At 72.1% G+C, this 5,832-nt stretch carries 4 protein-coding genes; 3 read left to right on the forward strand and 1 reads right to left on the reverse strand.

Annotated features, from left to right (window positions below; genetic code table 11):
• From FOE67_RS14355 to FOE67_RS14365, 3 genes are all read left to right on the forward strand, one after another.
• Positions 1 to 1,363, forward strand: a 1,363-nt coding sequence (locus FOE67_RS14355; RefSeq protein WP_182664274.1) for a cytochrome P450 family protein, incomplete at its 5' end; no start/stop codon positions are given.
• Positions 1,356 to 2,654, forward strand: a complete 1,299-nt coding sequence (locus FOE67_RS14360; protein ID WP_194444268.1) for a cytochrome P450 family protein — start codon at positions 1,356 to 1,358, stop codon at positions 2,652 to 2,654. The genes FOE67_RS14355 and FOE67_RS14360, both read left to right, overlap by 8 nt.
• 257 nt (positions 2,655 to 2,911) lie before the next feature.
• A complete protein-coding gene (locus tag FOE67_RS14365; RefSeq protein ID WP_182664276.1) occupies positions 2,912 to 4,027 on the forward strand; it encodes a sporulation protein in 1,116 nt (371 codons plus the stop codon).
• Positions 4,028 to 4,136: 109 nt separating this feature from the next.
• Here the strand turns inward: FOE67_RS14365 and FOE67_RS30410 are convergent, their stop codons facing one another.
• Positions 4,137 to 5,738 (reverse strand): RICIN domain-containing protein, encoded by a 1,602-nt coding sequence (locus tag FOE67_RS30410; protein WP_182664278.1) that lies wholly within the window; start codon positions 5,736 to 5,738, stop codon positions 4,137 to 4,139.
• Between the last annotated feature and the right edge of the window lie 94 nt (positions 5,739 to 5,832).

The raw sequence follows: 5,832 nt of genomic DNA on the forward strand, positions 1-5,832 counted from the left end.
GTCCGTCCCCCCCGCCCCGGCCGCCGGCGACCTCGCCGGTGGGGACACCGGCCCCGGGGCGGGGGCCGAGCGCTGCCCGTACACGGGGGCCGCGGCCCCGGCCCCGGCCCCGACGGGGCGGCACGCCACCCGGCGTCCGGCCGTACCGGCGCTGTACGGCCCGCGCTTCCAGGCCGACCCGCACGCCGTCTACCGCGAACTGCGCGCGATGGGGCCGATCGCCCCGGTGGAGCTCGGTCCCGGCCTGAACGCCATGATCACCACCACCTACGAGGCCGCGCTGCACCTGCTGCGCCACACCCCCGGCACCTTCCGCAAGGACCCGAGCCACTGGGTGGCCCTGCGCGAGGGGCGGGTGCCCGAGGACAGCCCCGCCCTGCCGATGATCATTCCGCGGGACAACGCCCTGTGGAAGGACGGGCTGGAGCACACCCGGCTGCGCGGGGCGATCACCGCCAGCCTGGCCCGGGTGGACACCCACGGTCTGCCGGCGATGGTCGAGGCGATCGCGGACGCCCTGATCGACTCGTTCGCCGCCGACGGCACCGCCGATCTGGTGGCGCAGTACGCCGCCCCGCTGCCGATGCAGGTGCTGCTGCACATGTTCGGCTGTCCGGAGGATCTCGGCTACACGATCGTGGATGCGATCGCCAGGTTGTTCGACACGGTCTCGGACGCGGCCCGCGCGAACGCCGAACTCGAGGCGGCCTGCCTGGAGTTGGCCCGTTTGAAGCGGGCCGAGCCCGGGGATGACGTGACCTCGTGGATGATCGAACAGCCCCAGCGGTTGACCGACGTCGAGATGATCCAGCAGATCCTGCTGGTGGTCGGCGCGGGCACCACCCCTTCCACCAACCTCATCGCCAACACGCTGCACCGGCTGATCACCGACGACGAGTACGCCGGTGACGCCTACACCGGCTCGCGGCCGATCACGGGCGTGGTGGAGCGCGTGCTGTGGGAGGACCCCCCGGTCGCGAACTACTGCCCGCTGTACGCGACCACGGCCATCCCCTACGGGGGGGTCACCATCCCGCCCGGGGTGCCGGTGCTCGTCTCCTTCGCCATGGCCAACACCGACCCCGCCCTGGACGGGATGCGCCGCGAGGACAACCGCGGTCACCTCGCCTTCTCCGGCGGCATCCGGGCCTGCCCGGCCCAGGGGCTCGCCCGACTGATCACCCAGACCGCCGTGACCCGGCTGCTGGACCGACTGCCCGACGCGGAGCCCGTCGACCCCGACGCCCCCGCCTCGCGTCGTCCGCCCACGTTCCACTCCGGGCTCACCACCCTGCCGGTCGCGTTCACCCCTCCGCGCGCGACACCGTCCCCGTCCCACGACCCCGGGAGCACCCTTGAGTGACAGCGTGATATCCGGCTGCCCGCACACCTCCGCCTCCGCCCCGACCGGCGAGCCGGTCGTCCTGGACGGCACCGCCCGCGACCTGCACGGTGAGGCCCGGGCCCTGCGGGCCCTGGGCGCCGCCCCGGCCACCGTGCTGCCGGGCGGCATACCCGCCCGCACCATCACCGACCCCGGGCTCGCCCGCCGGCTGCTCTCCTCCTCCCGGGTCTCCAAGGACGCCCACCGGCACTGGCCGGACTGGATCGAGGGACGGGTGCCGGCCGACTGGGAACTGGTCACCTGGGTCGCCGTCCGCAACGCCCTGTCCGCCTACGGGGACGAGCACCGCCGCCTGCGCAAGGCCCTGGGCCCCGGCTTCACCGCCCGCCGGGTGAAGGCCTTCGCCGAGCCGATCACCGCCATCACCGACCGGCTCCTCGACGACCTCGCCGCCACGGCCCTCGCCGAGCCCGGCGGCGAGGTGGACCTCCGCGACCGCTTCGCCTGGGTCCTCCCGCTCCAGGTCGCCAACCTGCTGCTCGGCGTGCCGGAGCAACTGCACGACGGCTTCCGCAAGCACATCGGCTCCCTCTTCGACACCAGCCTGACGCCGGAGGAGTCCGCCTCCGAGGCCGCCGCCGTCTACGGCCTGCTCAACGACCTGGTGACGCTCAAGGGCGAGACGCCCGGCGACGACGTCACCTCCGACCTCATCGCCGCCCACCGGGCCGGTGACCTCACCGAGCAGGAACTGCTGGACAGCCTGCTGCTGCTGATCGGCGCCGGCCACGAGACCACCGTCAACCTCATCGGCAGCACGGTGATCAACCTCCTGAACCACCCGGAGCAGTTGGCGGCGCTCACCTCGGGGTCGGCGCAGTGGGCGGACGCGATCGAGGAGTCGCTGCGCCACCAGGCGCCGATCGCCACGATCATCCCGCGCTTCGCGGTGGAGGACTTCACCGACGAGGAGACCGGTGAGAGCTTCCGCGCCGGCGAGATGATCGCCGTCAACTACGCGGCGATCAACCGGGACCCGGGCGCACACGGCGAGAACGCCCACGAGTTCGACATCACCCGGGAGACCCGGGGCGACCACATGGCCTTCGGTCACGGCGTCCACTACTGCCTGGGCGCCCCGTTGGCCCGCCTGGAGGTGTCGATCGCGCTACCGGCGCTCTTCGCGCGCTTCCCGGAGCTGGCGCCCGCCTACGGGCCGGAGGGCCCCACGCCGCTGCCCTCGATCATCTCCAACGGGCCGTTGACGCTGCCGGTGCGCCTCGGGCGTCCCGCCACCCCGGCCGACTGAGCCGGTTCCCGCACCGCGCCATCCCCGGGTACTCCCGGGCACCCGCCGGGCCGGTGTCGTCCCGGCGCACGCGCGCCCCCCGCGGCGGTGCGCGCCCCTCGACGGCCGGTTCGTGACCGAATGTGTCCGGTTCGGCACTGGTGGTCGCGATGACCTCGGGGCACGCTCGGTGACGGAGGGGTGGGAACCCGTGACCTCCCCTTCCCGTTCAACAAGGACACATGCCTGCCACGAGGATGAGGGAGTGAACGCCTGACATGGTGTTCAAGCGGTTGCTGGGATCGATCGGCGTGGGTGCCCCCACGGTGGACACGGTGCTGGAGGGTGGTGCCGTCCAGCCGGGTGGTCCCCTCCGGGGTCAGGTGCAACTCCAGGGTGGACAGGCCGATTTCACGATCCAGCGCATCACGCTGGAACTGGTCGCCCGGATCGGTGCGCCGGGCGCGCCGGGGGCGGCCGGCGACGGGAAGAACCTGACGGTCTTCGACCGCGGTGTCGTCGCGGAGAACTTCACCCTGCCGCAGGGCGCGCTCAACAGCGTCCCCTTCGAGCTGACGCTGCCCTGGCAGACCCCGATCACCCAGCTGTACGGCCAGCCGCTGGGCGTGGAGCTGGGGGTGCGCACCGAGTTGGCCATCGCCGCCGCCCGTGACCAGGGTGACCTGGACATGTTCGCGGTCGAGCCGCTGCCGGCCCAGGAGGCCGTCCTGGAGGCTCTGGGGCAGGAGGGCTTCGGCTTCGCCGCCGCGGCGCTGGTGCCCGAGGCGCTGCCGGGCACCGGCCAGCAGATGCCCTTCTACCAGGAGTTCGACCTCGTGCCGCCGGAGCGGTTCACCCACCGGGTGGCCGAGCTGGAGATGACCTTCCTGCCCAACCCGCAGGGGGTGGAGGTGGTGCTGGAGGCGGACAAGCGGGCCGGCACCCTGCCTCCCGGACACCCCGCGGGGATGCTGCGCGAGGTGCTCCCGCACGACCCGGCGGGCCGGGACTGGAACGCCGAGGTCATCGGCTGGATCGAGCGGCTGTTGGAGGGGCGCGAGGCGGCCGTCGCGCAGTTCGCCGGGGGCATGCACCCCGGGATGCAGCCGGGGATGCACCCCGGCATGCAGCCGGGGATGCAGCCGGGCATGATGCCGGGCGCCCACCCCGGGATGGGCCAACCGGGCATGCACCCCGGCATGCACCCCGGGATGGGGCAGCCGCAGCGGCGCGGCCCCGGCGTGGGCACGGCCGTCGCGGCCGGTGCCGCGGGTCTGGCCGCCGGTGTGGTCGGCGGCATGATGGTCAACCAGATGATGGACGGCTTCTCCGGCGACGAGGAGGAGGCCGCGGACGAGGGCTTCGACGACGGCGGTGACGACGGCGGCGAGTGATGTCGGCCCCGGCCCGTTCTGTTCTTTTCCGCGTCGTTCCGGAGCGGGCCGGGGCGGGAACGGCGCCGGGCGCCGGTGCGCGCCCGGGAGGACCGTCCCGCCCCACCCGTCAGGAGCAGGTGTTGCGGGAGCTGTTGTTGAAGGTGATGTTGCGGTAGGTGATGTTGGTGCCGCAGGGGTTCTCGGTCAACGCGGAGTTGGTCAGCGTCAGGTTCTGCAGGACGATGTCCCGGTTGTTCGGGAACTCCGAGCGGGCCGCGAGACGGATGTCACGGTCGCGGACCGTACCTCCCTGTGCGGCGATGTTCACGTTGTAGCAGTTCTCGATCAGGATCGCGTTGTTGCCGGTCTGGGCGATGTCCACCCGGTCGATGGTCACCCCACCGCTCTCCGAGACGCAGAAGATGCCGCGTCCGCCGCCGCGCGCGATGACCTCGCCGACCCGGATGTTGGTCGGGTAGGAACTGCCCACCCGGCCGTTGCGGTTGGCCATCCGGAAGGCGGCGTAGCCGGTGCCGGTGCCCGCGCCCTGCGCGTCCACCCGCTGCACGGTGGCGTTGATGGTGTCGTTGAGCAGCAGGCCGGAGTAACCGGTGTTGCGGGCGGTGACGGTGCCGATCGTCAGCCCGTCCACCCCGTAGGTCTCCACGCCGTGGTTGTTGGTGCCGGAGACGTACACGTTGTCGATCCGCACGTTGGTGGTGCGCACGTTGCGGTTGGAGTGGTTGTCGATCCGGATGCCGAGGCCGTTGGTGACCCGCAGGTCGATCTGCCCCAGGTGCAGGCCCGTCACGTTCCGCGCGAAGATCCCGAAGTACGGGCCGCCGGTGACGGTCAGGTGCGGCACGGCGACGTTGGTGACGTTCCGGGCGCGCACGACCGCGTGGTCCCCGCCGGGGGTGCCGGTGACGTTGATCGTGCCGCACACCTCGACGGAGGTGTGACTGGGCAGGTCCAGCGACTGGTTGGCCGGCATGGAGCCGGAGCCGCGCACGACCACCCGCTGCATCGAGGTCCGGTTGGCCGGCAGGCTGTTCACCGCCGCGCGCATGGCGGCGAGCATGTCGGTGCCGGAGTAGCCGGGCGCCGTCCAGGTGGTGCCGCTCTGCCGGGCCTCGGCCTGGTAGGTGCCGGTGCCGCAGGCCGCCGACGGGGTGTCGCCGCCGGAACCGCTCACCGGGAGGAACCGGAACTGCTGGTTGGTGTTGTTGTTCTCGGTGTACTGCGAGATCCGGGCGCCGTCGGCGGTCGAACGCTCCCAGACGTCCAGGGCCTTGCCGCTGAAACGATTGATCAGCTTGTGGTAGCCGCCGCCGGCGTCGACGAACCGGAACTGCTGGTTGGTGTTGCCGAGGTCGGTCCACTGGGCGATGGTCGCGCCGTCGGAGGCGTTCCAGTCGTGGACCTCGACGACCTTGTTCGAGTGGCGGGCCTGGATGCGGAACCAGCCGCCGCCGGCGTCGACGAACCGGAACTGCTGGTTGGTCGCGTCGTTGCGGGTCCACTGGATGAGGCGGGCGCCGTCCTGCTGGGAACGGGCGTCCACGTCCAGGACCTTGCCGGAGTGGCGGGCCTCGATGACGTACCAGGTGCCGCTCTGCACGGGTTGGGCCTGACTGGTGGTGGCGCTCATCAGGCTGATGACCAGCGCCGCCACGGCCGCGAGGGCGACCGTTGCCCAGCCGCGTCGTCCACGCTTCGCATGGGACATGCGGGGGTTCCTTTCCGGGAGTGTCTCGGTGGGGGTGAGCGACGTGCTGTGGCTGCCTCTTATACACATCTCTGAGCCCACGAGACTTGGAGCT

Source organism: Streptomyces calidiresistens, assembly GCF_014141525.1.
Lineage (GTDB): Bacteria > Actinomycetota > Actinomycetes > Streptomycetales > Streptomycetaceae > Streptomyces > Streptomyces calidiresistens.